This window comes from Sphingomonas sp. Mn802worker (assembly GCF_000382485.1).
Classification (GTDB): domain Bacteria; phylum Pseudomonadota; class Alphaproteobacteria; order Sphingomonadales; family Sphingomonadaceae; genus Sphingomonas.
The window spans coordinates 109,641-130,054 of record NZ_AORY01000004.1 but is presented as its reverse complement, the minus strand read 5'-3'; the positions used below and the strand labels follow the sequence as shown (position 1 = coordinate 130,054).

Sequence of the window (20,414 nt, the reverse complement as noted above, 5' to 3'; positions counted from 1 at the left end):
CGGAGGCGCCACCGCTATTCGGGCGTGCGGCGCGGCTTGTCCTGCGCCGTGTCCGTCTGCGCGTCTGCCTCCTCCCGCCCGGCGCGCGCTTGCGCCTTGCGGCGGTGCAGGTTGGCGCGCAGTTGTTCCGCCAGTCGGGCGGCGCGGTCGTCGGGTTTCGTCATGAAGTCGGCCGGGTCATGGATTTGTGCTAATGCGGCGATCACGCCTTGACAATCATGGGCCAAACCGCTCTTAGGCGCCCTCCCGTCGCTGACACGACGCGAGTGCTGCCGTAGCTCAGTGGTAGAGCGCATCCTTGGTAAGGCTGAGGTCGTGAGTTCAATCCTCACCGGCAGCACCATTTTTCCCATTCCGCCGACCAGCGCTGGTGCGCGGATCAGCCTGCCGCACCGCCGTACAGGAACGGCAGCGTCGCATAGCGTCGGCCGGCCGTCATGCGGGTCACCTCGTGGAGCAGCGAGCAGGAGAACACGATCGCCCCGCATCGCGGTGCACGGTAGCTGCGCATGCCGAACTCGGGAAAACGAAGGTCGCCGCCGTCATAATCGTCGTTGAGGTTGATCGTGACGGCAAGCCGACGGTGCGCGGTCGCCGGGGTGGTGTTATCACGGTGCGGCGCGAAGTGCGCATGATCGCGCGCGTCGTAGCAGGAGACGAGATAGCGTTCGATCTCGGTCGGGCGGTATTGAAAGCACCGCTCGATCATCGGCACCAGCCGGCGCGTGATCGCCTCGCGCAGGTAGGACTGCAACGCAGGTTCCTCGACCAGTACGTCGCGACGACGCTTGACCGCATGGTTCTGCACCTCGACGGTGCGGTCGCCGACCTGCCGCATCACGCCCGATTCGACGCCGCCATGGCGAGCGTGCAGCGCGATGAGTTCGGCGGCGAAGGATGCGTCGAGGACATGCGGCAGCACGAGCGCAGGCGCCGCCACGTCGATCGGCGGCGCCGTGCATTGCTGGCGCAGCGTCGCGATCGCTTCCTGCGCGGCAGAGAGCGGAAACAGTCCGGTCACACGCAACGCGGGGTCCAGCAGCACCCAATACGGTCTGAGTGTCAGCCCGTCCGGCGTTGTCTCGATCGCGCCGTAGCGCCGGCTGACCTGCTGATCGGCGTCGACGAAGATGTGCATCCCTGCGCGTTGCAATGCCTGCACCCGGGGATGCTGGGCGTCGTGCGGATCGATCGTGACGCCCAGCATCGCGGCGCGACCATCGGCGAACATGGAGGCGTGGCGTTGCAGCACCTCCAGCGCCACCTCGCACGCGGGATGCGCCGCCGTCCCGAACAGCAGCAGCAGGACGTGCCGCCCCCCGGCCTTGTCGAAATCCGCGCCCGCTTCCTGCCCCAGCATGGGTGCGGTGAACCAGGGCGCGGGCTCGCCGATCGACAACGGCGGGTAAGAGGCGGAGGACATGAGATGTGGAACCTGAAGCTGCGGGCGGGCGGTGGCAAGCGCATCATAAGCGGCCGACCGGCCGATCGCGAGCCATGCGAAGGTCGGTTGGCGCAGCAGAGCGACGCGTGGCAGGCGTTCGCGTCGGCGACACGTCAACACCCGATGCATCTCGCCAGCGCTACCCGTCCCGGTTGACGAAGACGATGCCGCTCGGCCACCGACGAAGCGCGATCGAAGCTTGTCGTAGCGCCTCGGAAAGAACGGCTGCGGCCGCTCCATCCGGTAACCAAGACGCGTGGCTAGCCCGATCACCTTGCCGACCTGGGTGCGATCGCGACACTCACATCAATGAGTTCAGCCCTAGAGATCGTCCAGTCGCTCGATCAGGACCAGCACGTCGTCGATCAGCGCCTGCATCGCGATCTTCGCGCGGTCGGGATCGCTCGCCAGGATTGCCTCGCATACCGCTGCATGGTCATGGATGCTGGCGGTGCGGCCAGCGATCCGGTTGGTCACGCGGATCGACACCCTGAGCGCGGTCGCCACCATGTCGCGGAACTGGACGAAAAAGGGGTTGTTGGTCGCGCGCAGGATCGCGACGTGAAATGCCAGATCGGCGTCGAGTGAATCGTCTTCGCCGCGGTCAGCGGCCTTCATCCGCTCGAGCCCTTGAACGATAGCGGCGCGCTGCTCGTCGTCGGCGCGTTGTGCCGCGAGCGCTGCCGCCTGTGGCTCCACCCCCATACGCAGTTCGTTGAAGCGGCGCAGCAGCTCAATCGACGGGCGTCGTTCCAGCAACCAGCGCAGCACGTCGGCGTCGAACAGGTTCCACGCCTCCGCCGGCATGACGAACGTGCCCTGTTTAGGCCGCGCGCCGAGCAGTCCCTTGGCGCCGAGCATCTTGACCGCTTCGCGCGTGACCGAGCGGCTGACCCCGTGCTGGCGCACCAGTTCGTTCTCGGTCGGGAACGGCTTCTCGCTATATTCGCCGACGACGATGGCGCGACCGAGCAATTCCTGGAGCCCGAAGGTCAGGTTGCGGCCAAGGTTTTGCCGCACCGGCGATTCCGAATCGATATCCACGCCCTACCACTCTACCAACCTTGCTCGTCGCACCAGCAACTAAATCACAGTCGACATGTCTCATCTATCATATAAAAGGAGCGTGAACGCATAAGCGTGCATGATGGGGAGAGCGTAGGTGCAGCTGGCGACGATCGACGTACTGGTAGTGGTCGCCTATGCGATCGGCATCTTCGCGCTGGCGCAATGGGTCAGCCGCGACAAGGCCGGCGCCGGTCCCAAGAACACCACCGATTATTTCCTCGCCTCCAAGAACCTGCCGTGGTGGGCGATCGGTGCCAGCCTGATCGCCGCCAACATCTCCGCCGAGCAGATCGTCGGCATGTCCGGGTCGGGCTATGCCATCGGCCTTGCGATCGCGTCGTACGAATGGATGGCGGCGCTGACGCTGCTGATCGTCGGCAAGTATTTCCTGCCGATCTTCCTGCGCAACGAGATCTACACGATGCCGCAGTTCCTGGAGCGGCGCTACGGCCCGTCGATCCGGACGCTGATGGCGCTTTTCTGGCTCGCGCTCTACGTCTTCGTCAATCTGACCAGCATCATCTGGCTCGGCTCGATCGCGGTCACCAAGGTCGCGGGCGTCAACCAGGACTTGGCGCTCGTCGTGCTGGGCGTGTTCGCGCTGCTGTATCAGCTGAAGGGCGGGTTGAAGGCGGTCGCGCTGACCGACATCGTGCAGGTGACGCTGCTGGTGCTCGGCGGCCTCATCATCGCCTATCTGACGCTTGGCGAGCTGGGACAGGGCAGCGGCGTCGTCGCCGGCTTCTCGCGTCTGACCCGCGAGATCCCCGATCACTTCGACATGATCCTCGACAAGGGCAATCCGCACTACATGGACCTGCCCGGCCTGTCGGTGCTGATCGGCGGCATGTGGATCGCCAACCTGAGCTATTGGGGGTTCAACCAGTACATCATCCAGCGCGCGCTCGCCGCCAAGTCGCTCGACGAGGCGCGCAAGGGCGTGCTGTTCGCCGCGTTCCTAAAACTCCTGATGCCGATAGTGATCGTGCTGCCGGGCATCGCGGCGGTGATCCTGGCGCCCGGCCTGCCCAAGCCAGACGAAGCCTATCCGACCATGATGCGGCTGCTGCCGAGCGGGCTGCTCGGCCTCGTCTTTGCGGCGCTGGTGGCGGCGATCATCGCGTCGACCGCGTCCAAGATCAATTCGATCGCGACGATCTTCACGCTCGACGTCTGGGCGAAGTTCAAGCGCAAGCCGTCGGCGGCGGAGGATCATATCGCCGATGATCGACGCCTCGTGCTGGTCGGGCGCATCGCCGCGTCGGTCGCGATCGTGCTAGCGATCCTGACCGCACGTCCGCTGGTCGGATCGTCGGAGCAGGCTTTCCAGTTCATCCAGGAATTCACCGGCTTCTTCACGCCGGGCATCACCGTCATCTTCCTGCTCGGCCTGTTCTGGAAGCGCGCCAACGAGGCGGGCGCGATCACCGCCGCGGTCGCCTCAGTGCTGCTGTCGTGGGGAATGAAGGTGTGGACGCCCGGCCTGCCGTTCATGGACCGGATGGGTGTCGTGTTCCTTGCAGCACTCGCGCTCGCCGTCGTCGTCTCGCTGCTGACGCCCAACCGCGGTGACCGTGACACGATCGACACTCATGACGTCGGCTATCGCACGACGACGAGCTTCAACGTCGGCGCGCTTGCCGTCGTCCTGATCCTCGTCGTCCTGTACGCGACCTTCTGGTGAGCGCGAACAGCTTCATCGCGGTCGACTGGGGGACGACCAACCGGCGCGCCTATCTGATCGAGCACGGCGTGGTCACCCGCAGCGAGCGCGACGGCCTCGGCATCCGTGCGGTCGCAGACGATGATCTCGCTGCCGCCGCCCGCGCGCTCAAGCAGCAGATGGGCGATCGGCCGATGCTGCTCGCCGGCATGATCGGGTCGAACCGCGGCTGGGTCGACGCAGGCTATGTCGCCTGCCCCGCCACGCTCGACACGCTTGCCGCAGCAGCGCGGCGCGTGGAGGACGACGTCTTCATCGTCCCCGGCGTAAGCATCGTCGATGGCACCCGCGCGGACGTGATGCGTGGAGAGGAGGTTCAGCTGCTCGGCGCGGTCGCGGGCGGCCTCGTGCCCGAAGACGCGCTGCTGTGCCAGCCCGGTACGCATTGCAAATGGGCGCGTATGCGCAATGGCGCGCTGGTTGACTTCGCCACCGCGATGACCGGCGAAGCCTTTGCGCTGCTGCGCGATCACGCACTGATCGGCGCGGCGATGACGGATGCGGTCGTCGACGGACAGGCATTCCGTGACGGCGTGGCGCGCGCCGGCGACCACGATCTGCTCGCGGCCTTGTTCGGCGTTCGCCCCGCCAGTCTGCTCGGCCTACGTGACGACGCCGACGCCGCCTCCTACGTCAGCGGGCTGCTGATCGGCAGCGACGTGCGCGCGCAGGTGTCCGCGGGCGACCGGGTCCATGTGCTCGCCGACCCGGCGCTCGGCGCGCTTTACGCCGCAGCGATCGAGCAAGTCGGCGCGCAAAGCATCGCTGTCGACAGCCACTTCGCCTTCGTGGCGGGAATCACCCGCATCTGGGAACTCATGTCATGATCGATTTCACGCAGGCGTTCGCCGCCTTGCCGCTCGTCGCCATCCTGCGCGGCGTCACACCCGACACAGTCGAGGGCGTAGGCGAGGAACTGCTCGCCGCCGGCTTCACGCTGATCGAGGTGCCGCTCAACTCGCCCAATCCGTTCACCAGCATCGAACGGCTGGCGCGGCGCTTCGGCGACCATGCGCTGTTCGGCGCCGGCACGGTGCTGAACGTCGCCGATGTGGCACGCGTGCAGGACGCCGGCGGAGGCATGGTCATCTCGCCCAACACCAACCTGTCGGTTATCGCCGCCACCGCGGCGGCCGGCATGGCGTCGCTGCCAGGCTATTTCACCCCGTCAGAAGCGTTCGCCGCCTTGGACGCGGGCGCCACCGCGCTCAAGCTGTTCCCGGCCGAGGCGGCGAGCCCGGCGGTGTTGAAGGCGCAACGCGCGGTGCTGCCGAAACACGTGCCCGTACTAACCGTCGGCGGCATCACGCCCGACAACATGACGCCGTGGCGCGAGGCGGGGGCAAACGGCTTCGGGCTCGGCTCTGCGCTCTACCGCGTCGGCTCGACCCCCGCGCAGGTACGCGCCGCCGCCGATGCCTTTGTCGCCGGCTGGAGTGCGTCGGCATGAAGAAGGCCCTTGCCGCGCTGGCGCTGACGATTGCCGCACCGCTCGTCGCGGCACCGTCGCCGATGCTGGTCAACCCGCTGCTGCCCTCGGGCCCCGATCCGTCGATCGTGCAGGTCGGCGGCACCTATTATTACATGGCGACGCTCAGGAACCGGCTGGCGATCCGCGCCACCACCGATCTGGCCAAGCTCGCCGACGCACCCGAGCATGTCGTGTGGACGCCGCCCGCGACCGGCCCCAACGCGCAGTCGATCTGGGCGCCCGAGCTGCACCGTATCGATGGCAAGTGGTTCATCTATTATACCGCGGCGGCGAGCGGTCACGACGATGACGACCACCGCGGCATCTTCGTGCTGGAGAACGCCTCGCGCGATCCGTTGCAGGGCCGCTGGATCGATCGCGGCCGCGTCAACACCCAGTGGTCGGGGATCGACGGCACCACCTTCGCAACCGGCGGCAAGCGTTACTTCGTCTACTCGCCCTATGTCGGGCCAGACAGCGTGCTGGCGATCGCGCGGATGACCAACCCCTGGACGCTGGCGGGCGAGGAGGTGGTGATCGCGCGCCCCGACCAGACATGGGAGCGGCAGGGCGGCCGGCAAATTCTCGAAGGGCCGGCCTTCCTCAAGGGACCAAAGGGCGACCTGTTCCTCAGCTATTCGGGCAGCGCGTGCTGGTCGGACGATTACGCCATCGGCCTGCTCCACGCCGCCCCCGGCAGCGATCCGCTGAACGCGGCCAGCTGGCACAAGCAGCCGACCCCCGTGGTGGCGAAGAACCCGGCAGGCGGCGTCTTCGCACCCGGACACAATGCCTTCTTCGCGGCCGGCAGCCAGACGTGGATCGTCTATCACGCCAACCCGCGCGCCGGCATGAAGTGCACGCCCGCGCGCGCGCCGCATGTCCAACGCGTCACCTGGTCGAAGGACGGGCAACCGGTCTTCGCACTGCCGGTCAGCGGCGAGCAGCCGGCACCGCCGACCCGCTGACAAAACGGGAGCGGACGCAACACGCCCGCTCCCGATCAATCCATCATCGTTATTGCCGGGCAGCGTTCACGAACGCCGCCCGGCTCGTATCAGCGTCGACGCTGGCGCGCGGGAACCGCCTGTACTTGCCCCGGCATCGTCGCGGGCACCACGCCCTTGGGCGCCGCGGCCAGGCTGCGGATCAGGTCGGTCTCGGCCTGCCGGTACGGCGTGCCGTCGTTGCGGAACACCTCGTGGAACCAGATCGTCGGCTCCTCATAGGTGTACGGCTTCTTCCAGCTGTCCCACGGCAGCCGGGTCTGCGTCTTTCCGTCGACGAAGCCCCAGTTCATCATGGCGATATTGTAGCGCTTGCCGATCGGCAGCGAGCCGTCGAAGGTCGAACCGTTGCCGCGCGCCATATATTCGGTGCACAGGATCGGGCGATTGTACGGCAGCAGTTGCTTGACGCGCGCCTCGAACTTCTCCGGCCAGTTATAGTCGTGGAACGAGATCACGTCCGACTGGCTGAGCTGCAGCTTCTCCATCGGCGTCAGCTTGCCGCCGTTCTGCGACCAGTCGTCGTGCTGCCACACACCCGAGGTGATCGGCTGCGACGGCTCGGCGGCGCGTGCCCAGTCGAACACCTGCGCCAGCAGCGCGCGCACCAGCGGCTCCTTGCCCTCCTGCCCCTTGTACTGGTCGGCACCGTTGTCGGGCTCGTTCCACACGTCCCAGCCGAGCACGCGGTCGTCGTTCCTGAACGCGCCGATCACCCCCTGCACATAGGCGCGGTAGGCGGGATAGCGCGTCTTGTCGCGCAGGCCCGGCAGACCCGGCCCCTGCACCCAGCCCGAATTGTGCACGCCCGGGATCGGCGGATGCTGCGGCCCGAGCTTCGGATCGGGATCCCAGCAGCTGTCGAACAGCACGAACAGCGGCTTGATTCCGTGGCGCTGCGCGAGCGTCAGGAACTCGTCGATGCGGCGGCGAAACCCTTCGGGGTCGCTCGTCCATAGCTGGTCGTGCAGGAACACGCGCATTGTGTTCATGCCGATGCCCTGTGCCAGACCCAGCTCGTAATCGATCCGTTTCGGGTCCCAGGTCGCGGCCTGCCACATCTCCATCTGGTTGATCGCGGTCGCGGGCGTGTAGTTGCTGCCGACCAGCCACGGCTGCTTGCCGTACCAGGCGTTCGCCTGCGCCTCGGTCCAGCGAACGCGCGCCTCGGCACCCCCGCACATGAGCGTGCTGCCGAGCAGCAGCGACGCCAACAGATGCTTTTTCACGTGATCCTCCCGGTTACTTCTTCTGGACGAAAAGCTTGTAGGTCATGGTGTTGCGATAGGTCTGACCGGGATCGAGCCGGATCGAGGGAAAGCCCGGCTGGTTCATCGCGTCGGGGAACACCTGCGGCTCCATCACGATCGCGTCGCCCATCCGGTACAGCTGGCCGTTCTTGCCTGCGACCGTCCCGTCGAAGAAATTGCCCGAGTAGAATTGCAGCCCCGGTTGGTTCGACCACAGCTCGAACCCGCGGCCCGATACCGGCTCGACCACCCGCGCCATCATGTGCTGGTCGGTCGTGACACGGTCGCCGATCACCCAATTGTGGTCGTACCCGCGCCCGAACACGATCTGCTGGTCACGCGCGTCGCGTACCCGGTCTTCGACCGCGGTCGGCCTACGGAAATCGAACACCGTACCCGCGACCCTGGCGTGACGGCCGAGCGGGATCGAGGACGCGTCGGTCGGCGTGTAGCGGTCCGCCGGGATCGTCACGACATGCCCCATCGCCCCGGCACCCGGCCCGGCGAGGTTCCAGTAAGCGTGGTTAGAGATGTTGACGTAGGTCGGCTTGTCCGTCGTCGCGGTATAGGCAATCGTCAGCTGGTTCTGCTCGTCGAGCGAATAGGTCGCGGTCGTCGTCAGCGTACCGGGATAGCCCATGTCGCCGTCCGGGCTGACGTAGCGCAGCGTCACCGACGCGGCAGGTCCGTTCTTCGTGTCGACGACCTGCCACAGCACCTTGTCGAACCCCTTGGTCCCGCCGTGGAGCGAGTTGGGACCGTTGTTGACCGGCGTCGAATATTGCCGACCGTCGATGGTGAAGCGTCCCTTCGCCACGCGGTTCGCGACGCGGCCGACCGTCGCACCGAAGAACTCGGGCTTCGTCGCGTAACCCTCCAGCGTGTCGTAACCGACCTGCACGTCGGCGACCTTGCCCGCGCGGTCGGGCATCTTGAGCGATTGCAGCGCCGCACCCAGCGCGATCACCGTTGCGCTCACGCCCTTGGCGTTGGTCAGCGTGACGGCGGGAACGTGCCGGCCGTCGGGCAAGGTGCCGAAGTCGCTTCGCCGCGCGTCGGCTGCGAGTGCCGGGCTGGCGGCGGTGCCGGCCAGCAGGGCGGCGGCGATCATCGTCTTGCGCATCATCATTCTCCCTCGTCGAGCGTCACGAACCGCGCTCGCTATCCCTTGAAGCGGTACGGCGCGACACCGCGGCAGCCGGCATCGACCTCGAACAGCGCGCCGGCATGTTCCCCGTCGCAGCGCTCGGCGGCAGAGGTCACGAACATGCGGTCGAGCGCGTCGCCAGCAAATGCCACGTTGGTGATCTGCGACGTGGGCAGCGCGATCACGCGCTCGCGGCGGCCCGCGGGATCGAAGCGCGCGACGCACGCGCCGCCCCAGCACGCGACCCATAAATGCCCCTCGGCATCGAAGGTCATGCCATCGGGATTGCCCCAGCCGTCCTCGAACACGATGAACGGCGTCCGCGGCCCGATCGAGCCGTCATCATGCAGCGGGTACCGGAAGATCGTGCGCAGCGCGGTGTCGGTGTGGAGCAGGAACCCGTCACCGATCGCGGGACCGTTCGCGATCGTATAGCCGTCGCTCACCCGCGTCGCGCTGCCATCGGGGTCGAGACGGTAGAACGCCCCCGACGGTCGGTCGCAGCCAAACGGCATCGATCCGGCCCAGATGCGCCCCGCCCTATCCGCCTTGGCATCGTTGAAGCGATTGCCCTCGCGCTCGGGCTCGGGGGCCGCGATCGTCTCGATCGTCAGCGGATCAAGCGTCAGCGCGGCGAAGGCGCGCCCGATACCTGCGACAAAGCCGCCCTGCTCGCGCTCGATCAGCCAACCGACGACATCGGGCAGTTCCCACACGGTCACCGCGTCGTCCGCGAGCGTCAGCCGCTGCACGCGCCGCTCAAGGATGTCGACCCAGAACACCGCCTGCTCGCGCGCGCTCCACAGCAGCCCCTCGCCCAGCGTGTCACGGCGGTCGCGTGGAACGATGCGCACGTCAGACATCAGTGGCTGTCCCGCGGGATGCCCTGCTGCGCGATCCGCTGGAACTTGACCGCGGGCTCCAGCACCGCACCGGTCGAGAACTGCCCGACCATGCCGCGCTGGATTTCCTGCCACGGGGTCTGCGACGGCGGCGTGATCGCATTCTCTACCGTCGCGAGTTCCGACCGGCGCCGCTCGATCTCATGGTCGTCGACCAGCATGTCGGCACTGCGCGTGTTCAAATCGATGCGGATCATGTCGCCGGTGCGCAGTAGCGCCAGGCCGCCGCCGACCGCTGCCTCTGGCGAGGCGTTCAGGATCGACGGACTGCCGCTCGTTCCCGATTGCCGTCCGTCGCCGATGCACGGCAGCGCATGGATGCCGGCGCGGATCAGCGCGGCCGGCGAGCGCATGTTCACCACCTCGGCACCGCCGGGATAGCCGACCGGGCCCGCGCCGCGGATCACCAGCACGGTGTGCTCGTCGATGCCGAGTGCGGGATCGTCGATCCGGTCATGGTAATCCTCCGGGCCGTCGAACACGACCGCGCGCGCCTCGAACATGTCGGGGTGTGCCGGATCGGCCAGATAGCGCGAGCGGAACTCGTCGGAAATGACCGACAGCTTCATCACCGCAGCATCGAACAAATTGCCCTTCAGCACGACCAGTCCGGCATCGGACTTAAGCGGCTCGGCAAACGGGCGGATTACGTCGCTGTCCTGTATCTGCGCGTCACCGATATTATCGGCGACGGTCGCGCCGTTGGCGGTCAGCACGCCGCCGTCGAGCAGTCCCGCGCGGTACAGCTCGCCCATGACCGCCGGCACACCGCCGGCGCGGTAGTAATCCTCGCCCAGATAGCTGCCCGCCGGTTGCAGGTTGACGAGCAGCGGCACGTCGGCGCCATGATCCTCCCAGTCCGCCAGCGTCAACTCGACACCCATGTGGCGCGCGATCGCGTTCAGGTGGATGGGTGCGTTGGTCGACCCGCCGATCGCGGAATTGACGCGGATCGCGTTCAGGAACGCCGCGCGCGTCATGATGTCCGACGGCTTGCGATCCGCGCGGACCATCTCGACGATCTGCCGCCCAGTCTCCCACGCGCATTCCTGCCGGTCGCGGTAGGGCGCCGGGATCGCCGCCGATCCGGGCAGCGACATGCCCAGCGCCTCGGCCAGGCTGTTCATCGTCGTCGCGGTGCCCATCGTGTTGCAGAAACCGGTCGACGGCGCAGACGAGGCGACCAGCTTGATGAAGCCCGCCTGGTCGATCTCACCGGCCGCCAGCAGCTCGCGCGCCTTCCACACGATCGTGCCCGATCCCGTGCGCTGCCCCTTGTACCAGCCGTTCAGCATCGGCCCGACCGACAGTGCGATCGCCGGAATGTTGACGGTCGCCGCTGCCATCAGCGCCGACGGCGTGGTCTTGTCGCATCCGATCGTCAGGACGACACCGTCAAGCGGATAACCGTACAGCACCTCGACCAGCCCCAGATAGGCAAGGTTGCGGTCGAGCCCGGCAGTGGGGCGCTTGCCCGTTTCCTGCAACGGGTGCGTCGGAAACTCGATCGGAATGCCCCCGGCATCGCGGATACCCGCCTTCACGCGCTCCGCCAGCACCAGATGATGGCGATTGCACGGCACCAGGTCGCTGCCCGATTGCGCGATCCCGATGATCGGGCGATCGGATTGCAGCTCCTCAAGGCTCAACCCGTAATTGAGATAACGCTCGATATAGAGCGCCGTCATGTCGGGATTGTCGGGATTGTTGAACCACTGGCGGCTACGCAGCCCGCCTGTCGCAGGTCCCGCCTGCCCCTGATCCGCTGCCATCGATCCTCCCCGGCCGACCCACTCCCGGTAGTCGGCGCTTTCCGTATAGCCGAATATAGCAGCGCGATGCAGCAACAAACAATACTTGTATGATGAATAAGACTGAAGTAGCGGATGGCGCGAAGGCCGCAGCGACCGGCCATGTCATGGGAGGGGATTATGCGCGTTTCCGCACTTCGTGGTACCATCAGTGCATCGGCACTCGTGCTGGCCTTGTGCGCGACCAATGTCGCGGCGCAGACCGCCGACACCGCCGACACCGCCGTACAGCAGCCCGGATCGACCAGTCAGGCAGGCTCGACCGCGCAGAGCGGCTCGACCGCGGAGATGCCGACCGCCGGCGCCGCCGCCACCAACGAGCAGAACGGCGACCAGACCGCAGCGCAGACGGTCGGCGGCGCGGCCGAACGCGGCCCGTCCGACCAAGGCGAGGTCGGCGATGACATCGTCGTCACCGGTCAGCGCGCCAGCCTGACCGCATCGCGTAACATCAAGCGCAACGCCGATCAGGTGGTCGACTCGCTCGTCGCCGACGACATCGGCAAGTTCCCCGACAATTCGGTCGCCTCGGCGTTGCAGCGCGTACCCGGCGTGCAGGTGTCGAATGGCTTCAACAACGAGATCCAGGCACCGATCGTTCGCGGTCTCGGTGATATCCTGACGACCGTCGACGGGCGCGAGATTTTCACCGGCGTCGGTCGCGGCTTCGCGTTCCAGGATCTCCCGGCCGAAGCGCTCGCCGGCGTCGACGTTTACAAGTCGAACTCCGCCGACCTGATCGAGGGCGGCATCGCCGGTTCGATCAACATGAAGCTGCAGAAGCCGTTCAACTTCAAGAAGGGGCTGACCGTCGCCACCAACGTACGCGGATTCTACGGCGACATTTCCGACAAGACGAGCTTCACCGCCGGCATGCTGGTGTCCGGCCGCTGGGACACCGGCATCGGCGAGATGGGCCTGCTCGCCGACGTTTCATACGCGCGCAACAATTTCAGCCGCCCGATCTCGTTCAACTGCGATCCGCGCTCGGCCAACAACGGCCCTCCCGGTGCGCGTGACACCGTGCTGCCGACCTGCGTCGGCGGCGTGGTCGACAACGGCCGCAACACGCGCCCGCAGGTCAACGCCGCGTTCCAGTGGCGCCCCTCGCCCGACCTCGAAATCTACGCCGACGGTCTATACGCCGGCTACCGGGCGCGCTTTGGTAGCTACTTCATCTCGTCCGACCTGTTCGGGTCGCGCAGCATCAGCGACGTTCAGCGCACCGACGAATGCTTCACCGCGCCGGTCAACGGTGCAGGCTTCCCCGGGGGGGGCCCGAACGATTCACCGCAGAACCTGTGCGTCGGCGCCAGCGCGACCTTCAACGGCGTACCCGGCCTGACCAGCACGCAGGCGAAGACCAGCTTCACCGACCAATATGTCGGCGGCGGCGGCTTCCGCTTCAATCGCGACGCGGTGCACGTCAACCTCGATCTCAGCTACATCAACTCAACCACCGGCAACCGCACGATCATCGTCGATGTCGGCAAGCAGATCCCGAGCGTCGGCATCGTTATCGACGACAACAAGCACGGCACCACCAACACGCCGGGCAATCCGCTGGGCAGCGCGACCGATTTCCGCTTCGCCAACTCGCTGTTCCAGGAGATCACCCGCGCGAACAGCAGCCAGTATGCCGCGAAGCTCGATGCCGCCTTCGACATCGAAAGCAATTTCCTGCGCCAGTTCCAGATCGGCGTGCGCTACAACAAGCGCGACGCCACCTTCCGCGGCACCGCGCCGGGCGGGCCGGGCGCGCCGGGCGGCAACCGCAACACGCTGGTCAATTCGGTCGGCCTGCCGGGCGACTTCCTGGTCGAGACACCCGCCACGATCCCGTTCATCAACGGCGGGGCCGCATGGGTGACGCCCGACCGCGATTTCCTGCTCGACCAGACCGACCGCCTGCGCGCAATCTTCGGCGGCGCGGCAGGCGATCCGGCCTACAGCCCGACGCGCAACTACGACGCGCGCGAGAACACGCTCGCCGCCTATGTGCAGGGCAAGTACGAGATCGACCTGGGCGGCGCGTCGTTGATCGATGGTCTGGCCGGCGTCCGCGTGGTGCGCTCGACGCGCTCGCTGACCGGCACCTCGGTCAGCTCGGTCGGCGGCAACACCGTGTTCACCCCGACGACGCGCGACACGACCGATACCTATGTCCTGCCGAACGCGAGCATCCGTTACCGTGCGACCTCGAACCTTCAGTTCCGCGGCACCTATGCCAAGACGCTGTCGCGCCCGACCTTCGGTGATCTGAACCCGGGTCTGTCGTTCGTGATCCCCGCGAACACCAACGTCGTGCCGACCGCCAGCGGCGGCAATCCCGACCTGCGCGCGGTGCTGTCGGACAATTTCGATGCAACGGCGGAATTGTACTTCGGGCGGTCGAGCTCGTTCACGATTGCGGGCTATTACCGCAACATCAAGGACCGCGTCGCTGCTGCCAATTCGACGCAGGTCATCAACGGCATCAGCTACCGCGTGACGCAGCCGCGTAACGTCGGCTCCTCGACGCTGAAGGGGATCGAGGTCGGCACGCAGACCTTCTTCGACTTCCTGCCCGAGGGGCTCGACGGGTTCGGCGTGCTCGCCAACTTCACCTACGCCGACAGCGTCATCAAGACGCCGGGCGACCCGCTCGAAGGGCAGCCGCTGCTCGGCGTGTCGAAATACGCCTATACGGCCGGTGGTCTGTACGAGAAGTACGGCATCACCGCGCGCGCGGTCTACACCTGGCGCGACGGGTATAACGAGGTGCTGTTCAACGGCGGTACGTTGGTCGGCGCGAACTTCGACAGCCAGTTCAACCGGGTACGCGCAAACGGACGGCTCGACTTCTCCGTCTCCTACGACATCACGCCGAACGTGACGGTCAGCGTCGACGGCGTGAACGTGCTCGGCGGGCGGTATTACAGCTACTTCGACAAGACGCTGTTCCCGCACGACGTCCGCCTGGACGACAAGTTCTACGGCGCCAGCATCCGCGCCCGCTTCTGACGACTCACGCCGGCATCGCGCCGGGCGCATGCCCGCGCGGTGCCGGCCTCGCGGTGTCAGCCACCGCGGAAAGGACGAGCCGATGCTCTTCGACCGCCGCACTGCCGATAGAATTCGCCCCCGGCGAACGGCGCGCGCATCGCGCCTTCTCCACGCGCTCGTAGCCGGGCTCGCCGCACCGATCGCGGCGGCGCAGCAGGCGGAGGTGCCGCCCGGCGCGCTCGAGACGCCCTATGTCGACCCCGACAAAGCGTATCTGTTCGCGCACATGACCAAGGAACGCTACGGCGTCCTGTTCTACTCGGTCAGTCGTGATGGCCTACACTGGCAGGAGCTGAACGGCGGCAAGGCGGTGACGGAGGATTACCACGGCCACCCATCGATCGCGCGCGGGCCCGATGGCCGCTATTACCTCGTCGGCAACAAGAGCGACGAGGACCCGCTGATCCGTTTCTGGGTATCGGACGATCTCGTCCGCTGGACGCCGTTCGGCACCTACAAGCCCGATCTGATGCACGTCCCGGGCCTCGCCAACCCATTGCAGCGGATCGGCGCGCCCAAGCTGTTCTTCGACGAAGCATCCAAACGCTTCATGCTGACATGGCACACCGCGACCGTGCCCGGCGTACCCGAGGATCCCGAGCGCTATTGGGCGAGCCAGCGGACGCTCTACGTCCTGTCGCCCGACCTGAAACGGTTCACCGGGACGCCGCGCCGGCTGTTCGACTGGGACATGGCGACGATCGACACCTTCGTGGTCCCGAACGACTCCGGGCCCGGTTACTGCGCGATCATCAAGGACGAGCGTTACCCGTCGTACAATTGGACGACCGGCAAGACCGTGCGGATGAGCTGTGGGCCGACGCTGACCGGTCCCTATCCCCTGCCCGGCCCGTCGCTCAGCCCCAATTTCCGCGAGGCACCGACGCTGATCCGCGCACCGGGCGACAAGGACTGGTTCCTGTATTACGAGCAATATGCCGGAACCAGCTACGGTCTGTCTAAGGCGCCACGCCTTTCCGGTCCGTGGTTCCAGGTGTCGGGCAACTCGGGTGTAGCGGCGTGGGATCGCTACACCATGCCTGCGGGGCTTCGGCACGGATCGATGATCCCGATCAGCCGCAAGCAATATGATGCGCTGGTCGCGGCCTATCCGGCTGCGCCGGCACGGTAGAAGGATCGTCCAGAGGTGATGCAATGAACCAAGTGCGTCTGGGACTGGTCGGCATCGGCAAGATCGCGCGCGACCAGCATTTGCCCGCGATCGCGTCGGTCGCGGCGTTCGATCTGGCCGCCACCGCCAGCCGCGCGGCGCAAGTCGACGGCATCGATGCATATCCGTCGATCGAGGCGATGCTGGCGGCGCGCGGCGATCTCGCCGCCGTGTCGCTGTGCACGCCGCCCTCCGGCCGCGTCGATCAGGCGCTGGCGGCCCTCCGCGCGGGCAAGCACGTGATGTTGGAAAAGCCGCCTGCGGCCACCGTGTCCGAGGTTGCGCTGCTGGACAAGGTCGCGCGCGACGTAGGCTTGACGCTGTTCACCACCTGGCACTCGCGCGAGGCCGCCGCGGTCGACACCGCGCGCGACTGGCTGGCGGGCAAGCGCATTCGGGCGGTGCGGATCGACTGGAAGGAGGACATCCGCAAATGGCATCCCGGGCAGGAGTGGATCATGGCGGCGGGCGGCTTCGGGGTGTTCGATCCCGCCATCAACGCGCTCTCGATCGCGACCCGTATCCTGCCGCACGCTCTGCTGGTCAGCGCAGCGACGCTGGCGGTGCCCGCAAACCGCGTCAGCCCGATCGCGGCAACCGTTCGGATGCGCTGCGGCGACGCACCGGTCGAGGTCAGCCTCGACTTCCTGCAAACCGGCCCGCAACAATGGGATATTGGGGTCGATACCGAGGCCGGCACGCTCGCCTTACGTGACGGCGGCCGGACCATCGCGCTGCCCGGCACGACCGCCACGACCGGGCAGAACGAGGAATATGCACGGCTCTACCGCCGCTTCGCGGACCTGATCGCGACCGGGCAATCGGATGTCGATGTCAGCCCGCTGCAACTCGTCGCCGACGCCTTCCTCGTGGCTGAGCGGAAAACGGTCGAGCCGTTCGACTTCTGATGCTCGACGGTCGCGGATGATGCAGCGGCGTCCGACATGGCCGGTCGGGCTGTCGCTCCGTTTTGGATAACGCACCGCGAATCATATTGCTGGCACTGCCCCGCAAGCGACATCGGCGCGCGTCGCGCACACGCCGACCTCGCCTTCTAGCGTGAAGCCCGTGAGAGGGAGCGATCAAGCTGGCTGCCGTCGATAATAGATGACGAACCCGGCAACATCGCGCGCGGTGCCGAGCGTCGATCCGGCAAGGGCAAGCCCGGCGCGCGCCAACTCGGGATCGCGCATCGCCGCGTTCAGCGCTACCCAGGTGTTCTGCACCTTGTCGTAATCGTCATTGTTGGCGGCCGACCCCGATACCTCGCAGGTCGATGCGCCGCACGTGATCGTCAGCGGCCGCCCGTGTCCAATCCCGGGGATATGCCGGAGTGCCGCGTCGAGCCGGGCCTCGGCCTGCGCCGACCAATGCTCGTCCTTGGCTTCACTGCGCACCTTCATGAACAATTGATCCGGCTCGTTCTCGATCGGATCGACACGCTTCTGGGTCACTGGCGCTACCGCCGCCAGCGGACGAGGGTCCGCCATGACGGGCTCTTCCGGCGAACGCTGCACCACGATCAACCCCGGCGTCCGTGGCTCGGGCGACTGGCTTACCCACCAGCCGAGCGCGCCGCACAGCGCGACGCCGGCTGCTGCCGCCGCCATGACGAATTTCTGCATTCCGCCTCCCCCGCGACCAGCCGCGTGTCGCAGCCGGTCGCGCTTGATCCGATCAGAAGCCGCTGCGCGCGTAATATTGAATGCAGGTCGAGCCTTGCAGCCGACCTGCAATCTCCAGCACCTGCCCGCCCGCAACCGACAGCAGCGGCGCCGAATAGTTCGGGCACGGGTTCGTCCCATCGGGGTTCGGCACGCTGACCGGTGCGGAGACCGCAACCCATGGTCCTGCGGGGTCGCCGCTGGCGCTCTTGAACAGCGTGGAGCCGCTACCCGCCGCCGTCGTGTTGTCGGCGTTGCGCAGCACCTGCCCGACGACCAGGATCGCGCCGTTCGCCATCACCGCATTATAGGGCGCGTGCGCGAAATAGCGTCCATCGGACAGTCGAAGCGCGGTGCCGACGTTGCTCGCGCTGCCCCAGTTCCAACCGTCCGTCGACGTGCGATAAAAGGTCGTGCACGCCGCTGGCCCGCACATCTCGTAGGTCATGTACCGCGTACCGCTTGCCAGCCGGCCGATCACCGCCATGCCGGGCCGGTCCGCGTTGATCGTGCTGACCACCACGTCGGTCTGGTCGACCCAGCTGGTGCCGTTGTAGCTGCGCTTCATCAGCAATCGCTGGCTGTGCACGCCGTCGGTTTCGTCCGAATAGAACATCACCAGCGCGCCGTCGTTCGCGACGATGAACTCCGGCTCCCACAAACCGCCCGTGTTCGGCGAGACGACCGGATTGGTGATGTAACGCCACGTCCGTCCGTTGTCGGTGCTGTGGTACAGCTTGATCTTCATGCGGCGATTGGTCGCGCTCTGCCCGACCGATCCGGCCCAGATCATCGTGCCCGCCGCCATCGATCCGATCGCGCGCGGCAATACGTAGATGTTGCCGCAGCACAGCCCGCTCGAGAATTCGGCGTCGTTGATCTGCCCGACCTTCGCGAACGACCCGCCGGCGTTGCTGCTGGCGTAGACGTCGATGTGCGCACCGCCGTCAAAGGACGTGACCGTGGAGACCAGCTCACCGTTTGGCATCGTTCGTACGCGCGCATACAGCGCGGAGGTCGTGTTCAGCTGCGACTGCGCCGATGCGGCTTGCGCGGCCAGCAGCGATGCCGTCAGCAGCGTCGCGCCTGCAATCGTCCGAGTGATCCGCCGCAATGCGGCGCGATGCAGATGCTGCCTTTTCATCATTCCCTCTCCTCATTTTATGCGACCATCGTCTCGCTCCCGCCGGAGCAATCGAGTCGGTAGGAATAATATTATTAAATGTTGATCGTGTCGCGTCGATTGTGATGTAAGTGACAAGGAAGAGGGCGTCCGTCGGACCGAACGGTTCCGACGCGTGCGCGAGGGAGCGGATGAACCGATGAAGCGGCTGGCTGGATCGCACCTGGGCGGCATCACGTGGCAGACTGCTGCGGGCCTGCTCCGCCGTCACCTCACGGTCTGGCCGTCATCCTTGCCGCCGGCTGCTTGCACAGGAGCAGATGGGCGATCCGCCCTCCTATGAACCGATCATCCGGGGAGACACGATGTCGCGCTTACACCTATTGACCCGTTGGTTGCCGCTATGGGCGCTTCTCTCATGTGTCGGCGCGCCGATGGCATCTGCGCAGACCGGTGGGCATTGGGTGCGCGCCTGGACCGCCAGTCCGCTCCCGTCGCCGCCCGACAAGATCGTGACGATCGAGAATGCGACGTTGCGTGCCACGGTGCGGGTCGGCGCCGCGGGCTCGTCGCTGAGATTGCGGCTGTCGAACGAACACGGCAGCGAGGTCGTGCGTATCGACGCCGCGACGATCCGCGGACCCGACGGCGCGTTCGTTCCTGTCACCTTTGCCGGCAAGCGCGAGGCGCGGATCGAGATCGGTGCGCCCCTGGTCAGCGATCCCGTCCGACTGCCGGTTAAGGCGTTCGAACTGGTCGATGTCTCGCTGTTCGTGAAGAACAGAACCGCGCTCACCACCGCGCATCAGGCCGGCGGCACGCCGACGCTGATCTCGCAAGCCGGAGACTTCACGCGCGCGGCGCGCTTCACCGAGGCGCAACGCAGCACCTTTCGTCCGCTCATCGCCGGGCTGGACGTACAGTCGGCCCGACCGCGCCCGATCATCGTCGCATATGGCGACTCGATCACCGACAATAACGACTGCGCTAACGATGCCCCCCTCATCTGCCGCTGGGGCGACGCGCTCGGCCGGCGGTTTGCCGCTGCCGGCCGGCCCGAGGTGGTGATCACTCAGGCGATCGGCGGCAATCGCCTGCTCGCACCGGGTGCCGGGCCGAGCGCGCTGATGCGGTTCGACCGCGACGTGCTGAGCGTGCCGGGCGTCACGCACGTGGCGATCCTGGAAGGGATCAACGACATCGGCACCATCGCGCTGGCGAAGCCCAGTGAGCCGCTCGTCACGGCGGAGCAGCTGATCGGCGCGTTCCGCCAGCTGATCGTGCGCGCGCACGAACACGGCATCAAGGTCGTCGGCTTCACCATCCTGCCCTACCGGTGCTCGGGGCGGTACACCGAGGCGAGCGAGGCGGTGCGCGTCGCGGTCAACCGCTGGATCATGACCGGCGGGGCCTTCGACGCGATATTTGACCTTGAGAAAACCGTCGCAGACCCTGCCGATCCCAAGCGACTGGCAAGGGCGCTGCAGTTCGGCGACGACCTTCACCCCAATGATGCGGGTGAAACGAAGATGGCCGAGGCGATCCCACTGTCGCTGTTCCGCTGAGCAACAGTCACGCGTGTTGCCGG

17 protein-coding genes and 1 tRNA gene are annotated in these 20,414 nt (G+C 66.6%); 9 read left to right on the top strand and 9 right to left on the bottom strand.

Going from position 1 to position 20,414, the window contains the following annotated elements:
* Positions 1-14: 14 nt before the first annotated feature.
* Positions 15-164 (bottom strand): hypothetical protein, encoded by a 150-nt coding sequence (locus SMN802W_RS18550; RefSeq protein WP_193378568.1) that lies wholly within the window; start codon positions 162-164, stop codon positions 15-17.
* A gap of 104 nt (positions 165-268) precedes the next feature.
* Here SMN802W_RS18550 and SMN802W_RS0104060 point away from each other — a divergent pair.
* Positions 269-343 (top strand) — tRNA-Thr (locus tag SMN802W_RS0104060).
* Between the two features lie 36 nt (positions 344-379).
* Here SMN802W_RS0104060 and SMN802W_RS16360 read toward each other — a convergent pair.
* Both SMN802W_RS16360 and SMN802W_RS0104050 read right to left on the bottom strand, forming a co-directional pair.
* The gene (locus tag SMN802W_RS16360) at positions 380-1,423 is read right to left on the bottom strand and encodes a redoxin domain-containing protein (RefSeq protein ID WP_037523280.1); all 1,044 of its coding nucleotides are present in this window, start codon (positions 1,421-1,423) and stop codon (positions 380-382) included.
* 342 nt (positions 1,424-1,765) lie between these two features.
* Complete coding sequence (locus SMN802W_RS0104050; RefSeq protein WP_019515611.1) at positions 1,766-2,488, bottom strand: FadR/GntR family transcriptional regulator; 723 nt, start codon at positions 2,486-2,488, stop codon at positions 1,766-1,768.
* A gap of 118 nt (positions 2,489-2,606) precedes the next feature.
* Between SMN802W_RS0104050 and SMN802W_RS0104045 the strand changes: the two genes are divergently transcribed.
* From SMN802W_RS0104045 to SMN802W_RS0104030, 4 genes are read left to right on the top strand one after another with little or no spacing between them, the layout of a single operon-like run.
* Positions 2,607-4,196 (top strand): sodium/sugar symporter, encoded by a 1,590-nt coding sequence (locus SMN802W_RS0104045; RefSeq protein ID WP_019515610.1) that lies wholly within the window; start codon positions 2,607-2,609, stop codon positions 4,194-4,196.
* Positions 4,193-5,062 carry a 2-dehydro-3-deoxygalactonokinase gene (locus tag SMN802W_RS0104040; protein ID WP_019515609.1) on the top strand — a complete coding sequence of 290 codons (870 nt, stop codon included), beginning with the start codon at positions 4,193-4,195 and terminating at the stop codon, positions 5,060-5,062. Before SMN802W_RS0104045 ends, SMN802W_RS0104040 begins: the two co-directional genes overlap by 4 nt.
* On the top strand, positions 5,059-5,685 hold the full coding sequence (locus tag SMN802W_RS0104035; RefSeq protein WP_019515608.1) for a 2-dehydro-3-deoxy-6-phosphogalactonate aldolase: 627 nt from the start codon (positions 5,059-5,061) through the stop codon (positions 5,683-5,685). Before SMN802W_RS0104040 ends, SMN802W_RS0104035 begins: the two co-directional genes overlap by 4 nt.
* Positions 5,682-6,674: a glycoside hydrolase family 43 protein gene (locus SMN802W_RS0104030; protein ID WP_019515607.1), complete on the top strand. Its 993-nt coding sequence runs from the start codon at positions 5,682-5,684 to the stop codon at positions 6,672-6,674. The genes SMN802W_RS0104035 and SMN802W_RS0104030 overlap by 4 nt, the downstream gene beginning before the upstream one ends.
* Before the next feature lie 89 nt (positions 6,675-6,763).
* On the opposite strand, the gene SMN802W_RS0104025 is transcribed toward SMN802W_RS0104030, so the two are convergent.
* Genes SMN802W_RS0104025 through SMN802W_RS0104010 form a run of 4 tightly spaced genes read right to left on the bottom strand, consistent with a single transcriptional unit; the run spans position 6,764 to position 11,784 of the window.
* The gene (locus SMN802W_RS0104025; RefSeq protein WP_051083497.1) at positions 6,764-7,897 is read right to left on the bottom strand and encodes a cellulase family glycosylhydrolase; all 1,134 of its coding nucleotides are present in this window, start codon (positions 7,895-7,897) and stop codon (positions 6,764-6,766) included.
* Positions 7,898-7,955: 58 nt separating this feature from the next.
* A complete protein-coding gene (locus SMN802W_RS0104020) occupies positions 7,956-9,092 on the bottom strand; it encodes an aldose epimerase family protein (RefSeq protein WP_019515605.1) in 1,137 nt (378 codons plus the stop codon).
* 32 nt (positions 9,093-9,124) lie between these two features.
* Positions 9,125-9,973: an SMP-30/gluconolactonase/LRE family protein gene (locus tag SMN802W_RS0104015; RefSeq protein ID WP_019515604.1), complete on the bottom strand. Its 849-nt coding sequence runs from the start codon at positions 9,971-9,973 to the stop codon at positions 9,125-9,127.
* Positions 9,973-11,784, bottom strand: coding sequence for an IlvD/Edd family dehydratase (locus tag SMN802W_RS0104010; protein ID WP_019515603.1), 1,812 nt, complete (start codon positions 11,782-11,784; stop codon positions 9,973-9,975). The genes SMN802W_RS0104015 and SMN802W_RS0104010 overlap by 1 nt, the downstream gene beginning before the upstream one ends.
* Before the next feature lie 159 nt (positions 11,785-11,943).
* On the opposite strand from SMN802W_RS0104010, the gene SMN802W_RS0104005 reads away from it, so the two are divergent.
* The 3 genes from SMN802W_RS0104005 to SMN802W_RS0103995 all read left to right on the top strand — a co-directional run bounded on the left by SMN802W_RS0104005 (position 11,944) and on the right by SMN802W_RS0103995 (position 16,947).
* Positions 11,944-14,826 (top strand): TonB-dependent receptor, encoded by a 2,883-nt coding sequence (locus SMN802W_RS0104005; RefSeq protein WP_238560103.1) that lies wholly within the window; start codon positions 11,944-11,946, stop codon positions 14,824-14,826.
* 82 nt (positions 14,827-14,908) lie between these two features.
* Positions 14,909-16,000, top strand: coding sequence for a glycosyl hydrolase family 43 (locus SMN802W_RS0104000; RefSeq protein ID WP_051083495.1), 1,092 nt, complete (start codon positions 14,909-14,911; stop codon positions 15,998-16,000).
* A 23-nt stretch (positions 16,001-16,023) separates the two neighbouring features.
* Positions 16,024-16,947: a Gfo/Idh/MocA family protein gene (locus SMN802W_RS0103995; RefSeq protein ID WP_019515600.1), complete on the top strand. Its 924-nt coding sequence runs from the start codon at positions 16,024-16,026 to the stop codon at positions 16,945-16,947.
* A 174-nt stretch (positions 16,948-17,121) separates the two neighbouring features.
* On the opposite strand, the gene SMN802W_RS0103990 is transcribed toward SMN802W_RS0103995, so the two are convergent.
* Together SMN802W_RS0103990 and SMN802W_RS18690 are read right to left on the bottom strand one after the other, a co-directional pair.
* Entirely contained in the window at positions 17,122-17,664 is a 543-nt protein-coding gene (locus tag SMN802W_RS0103990; RefSeq protein WP_019515599.1) for a hypothetical protein, read from the bottom strand.
* 52 nt (positions 17,665-17,716) lie between these two features.
* Positions 17,717-18,847: a sialidase family protein gene (locus tag SMN802W_RS18690; RefSeq protein ID WP_156818717.1), complete on the bottom strand. Its 1,131-nt coding sequence runs from the start codon at positions 18,845-18,847 to the stop codon at positions 17,717-17,719.
* A gap of 413 nt (positions 18,848-19,260) precedes the next feature.
* Between SMN802W_RS18690 and SMN802W_RS0103980 the strand changes: the two genes are divergently transcribed.
* Positions 19,261-20,391 (top strand): SGNH/GDSL hydrolase family protein, encoded by a 1,131-nt coding sequence (locus SMN802W_RS0103980; RefSeq protein ID WP_019515597.1) that lies wholly within the window; start codon positions 19,261-19,263, stop codon positions 20,389-20,391.
* Positions 20,392-20,414 lie beyond the last annotated feature (23 nt).

Bases quoted from the DNA above. Each gene is read 5' to 3' on its own strand.
- SMN802W_RS0104000 (WP_051083495.1), top strand. From the start codon at position 14,909: ATGCTCTTCGACCGCCGCACTGCCGATAGAATTCGCCCCCGGCGAACG.
- SMN802W_RS0104005 (WP_238560103.1), top strand. From the start codon at position 11,944: ATGCGCGTTTCCGCACTTCGTGGTACCATCAGTGCATCGGCACTCGTG.
- SMN802W_RS0104015 (WP_019515604.1), bottom strand. From the start codon at position 9,973: ATGTCTGACGTGCGCATCGTTCCACGCGACCGCCGTGACACGCTGGGC.
- SMN802W_RS0104020 (WP_019515605.1), bottom strand. From the start codon at position 9,092: ATGATGATGCGCAAGACGATGATCGCCGCCGCCCTGCTGGCCGGCACC.
- SMN802W_RS18690 (WP_156818717.1), bottom strand. From the start codon at position 18,847: ATGAAAAGGCAGCATCTGCATCGCGCCGCATTGCGGCGGATCACTCGG.
- SMN802W_RS0104035 (WP_019515608.1), top strand. From the start codon at position 5,059: ATGATCGATTTCACGCAGGCGTTCGCCGCCTTGCCGCTCGTCGCCATC.
- SMN802W_RS16360 (WP_037523280.1), bottom strand. From the start codon at position 1,423: ATGTCCTCCGCCTCTTACCCGCCGTTGTCGATCGGCGAGCCCGCGCCC.
- SMN802W_RS0103980 (WP_019515597.1), top strand. From the start codon at position 19,261: ATGGCATCTGCGCAGACCGGTGGGCATTGGGTGCGCGCCTGGACCGCC.
- SMN802W_RS18550 (WP_193378568.1), bottom strand. From the start codon at position 164: ATGACGAAACCCGACGACCGCGCCGCCCGACTGGCGGAACAACTGCGC.
- SMN802W_RS0103995 (WP_019515600.1), top strand. From the start codon at position 16,024: ATGAACCAAGTGCGTCTGGGACTGGTCGGCATCGGCAAGATCGCGCGC.
- SMN802W_RS0103990 (WP_019515599.1), bottom strand. From the start codon at position 17,664: ATGCAGAAATTCGTCATGGCGGCGGCAGCAGCCGGCGTCGCGCTGTGC.
- SMN802W_RS0104010 (WP_019515603.1), bottom strand. From the start codon at position 11,784: ATGGCAGCGGATCAGGGGCAGGCGGGACCTGCGACAGGCGGGCTGCGT.
- SMN802W_RS0104025 (WP_051083497.1), bottom strand. From the start codon at position 7,897: ATGTGCGGGGGTGCCGAGGCGCGCGTTCGCTGGACCGAGGCGCAGGCG.
- SMN802W_RS0104030 (WP_019515607.1), top strand. From the start codon at position 5,682: ATGAAGAAGGCCCTTGCCGCGCTGGCGCTGACGATTGCCGCACCGCTC.